This window comes from Atopobium deltae, assembly GCF_001552785.1.
Lineage (GTDB): Bacteria > Actinomycetota > Coriobacteriia > Coriobacteriales > Atopobiaceae > Atopobium > Atopobium deltae.
Genome location: NZ_KQ959504.1, coordinates 1 through 1,873, shown reverse-complemented (window position 1 = coordinate 1,873; position 1,873 = coordinate 1). Strand labels below are relative to the sequence as shown.

Genomic DNA, 1,873 nt, shown 5'->3' with positions numbered 1-1,873 from the left:
TGGGAACCTCTTATGCAGCGCTTGGTGGGTTGCTACCACCTGCGCTGCCAAATCCTCTCCAATATCTTCTTTTTGGCGCTGGTCTTGTGCTGACCAAAACTTGCTCATGTCAACAAGCTCTCCAAAGTGGCGTTGGTAAACAGCTTGTCCTTCGTTGATGTTTAGCTCCTCAACCTCGTCCAGCTCATCTTTGTCAAGGATCCGCCAGACCCGTCCTTTCTCAAGTCCGAGTTCTGCTACCGCCCCCACCCTTGGAACAGTTGAAGCCTTAGTTTGGTTATCTATAACGCAATTCCACCAAAACACATCTATGCGAAGCCCTTCTTTGTAAAGCAAATCAAGACGTATGTCATAGCGTGTGGCGAAGCTGGAGTGGTTTTTTGACATCTCAATCTTGAAAGGATCAGACGTTGCAGCCTGGTCAACAGTAACCACGCTGACTTGCCCGCTTTTGAGCTTATAGACGATTTTCATAACATATCCTTTCTGCTATTTTTACAAGCCCAAGTCTTGTTGTGGGGCTTGAATTTGCCTTTGTTTTTGAGCAGGGTAGCTCGCAGATCTGCGCTGTTTATCCTTTGATTCAACCTCTTTATGTCTTTCTTTAGTTAGCCTTTTCTTAGGTGTTACATCAGGTAGACAGTCAAGGCTTTTAGCAGTTTTGGCTGCTGCCCTGAGACTCTCAATGTTTTCAGACTTCGCATAAGTTTTAAGCGCTACTTTAAGGTCTTGTTTTGATTGAATGTCATAGGTAGAAAAACATTCAAGCATAACGTTAAGGTCTTCGGCTGTCATACTCATGTCAGTTGTGGTACCTAAAACAACAAGCCTTATCTGTTCAGGCGTGTTCCATACTCGAAGGGCTTCTTTTAGACTCTCAAGAGTTTTTCCTTCGGGCTTAGCAACATGGTTATACCTGTCTCGTGCAAGCTTTTTGGTGATTGCAAACTTGGTAAAGTCTTGACCCAGTCTTTTTCCCGTAATTGTCCAGCTATCTTTTGCGGGGTGGATGAACTTCCACTCATGCTTTTTGGTTTCAACAAGCCTGACCCCTAAGCATGTAAGTGCATCCTTGAAGCTTTTCTCGTCATTTGATATTTTTATGGCACACAGAACTCTTATGCGTATGTCTTTAACCCAGCTAAAGCGCCCACTCCAAACGATGTGGTCTTCCAGTTGCTTTGCTTTTGTGTGTGTTCTCGCTTCTTTTCGAGGGCGAACACCTTTTGAACTACGCTCAGCTTCCAAGGCTTCAATGGTTTTCCACCGTTCTTGATCTAGCTGGATTGATCTTCTCGGTGTGTCATCATCAGTTGAAACAAAAGAGTGTAAGCCCCGCTCACGTGCCAGCTTTTCTAGGTGGTCATACAAAAGCCGTGGTTTTGGGATTTGTACTCGATTGAATGTTTCGATGTTAGTGTTATTAACAACAATATGAGCATGTTTGATCTCATGCTCATTATCGTCATGATAAACAATCGCACATTCATACTCGCCGAAGAAATGATGTGTCCATTCGCACGCAATCTCACGCAACATATCAAGCGATATGTCATCTTTTGGGTCTGGGGACAAAATAAAATGGTAAAAAGTCCGAGCCTTTTTGGAACCCCAATCACGATTGTTGTCAGCAAGCTTGCGTGTTTGATCCATCTGCTCCCATGCAAATTGTTCTGTGATAGGCACCCACTCGTAGCAATTTATAAAATCTCGTCCAATATCTCGTTCATTCTTAGTGAGATACTTCCACATCCACTTAACAGTTTTTTCATGGTGAGCTATGGGTTTCAAAACAGGCATCTATATCACATCACTTTGTGTTACAACCTGTAAGGGCTTTTCCGTTTTGACAAAGTAATCACCCTCAAGCCGA

At 43.6% G+C, this 1,873-nt stretch carries 2 protein-coding genes; both read right to left on the bottom strand.

Features of this window, described 5'->3' with window-relative positions; all coding sequences use genetic code 11:
• Positions 1 to 474 (bottom strand): hypothetical protein (locus HMPREF3192_RS04165; RefSeq protein ID WP_156422864.1); only part of this gene is annotated, 474 nt, incomplete at its 3' end.
• A 21-nt stretch (positions 475 to 495) separates the two neighbouring features.
• Positions 496 to 1,800, bottom strand: coding sequence for a relaxase/mobilization nuclease domain-containing protein (locus HMPREF3192_RS04160; protein WP_066305681.1), 1,305 nt, complete (start codon positions 1,798 to 1,800; stop codon positions 496 to 498).
• Positions 1,801 to 1,873: the final 73 nt, after the last annotated feature.

Coding starts and splice junctions, on each gene's coding strand:
- HMPREF3192_RS04160 (WP_066305681.1), bottom strand. CDS start 1,800: ATGCCTGTTTTGAAACCCATAGCTCACCATGAAAAAACTGTTAAGTGG.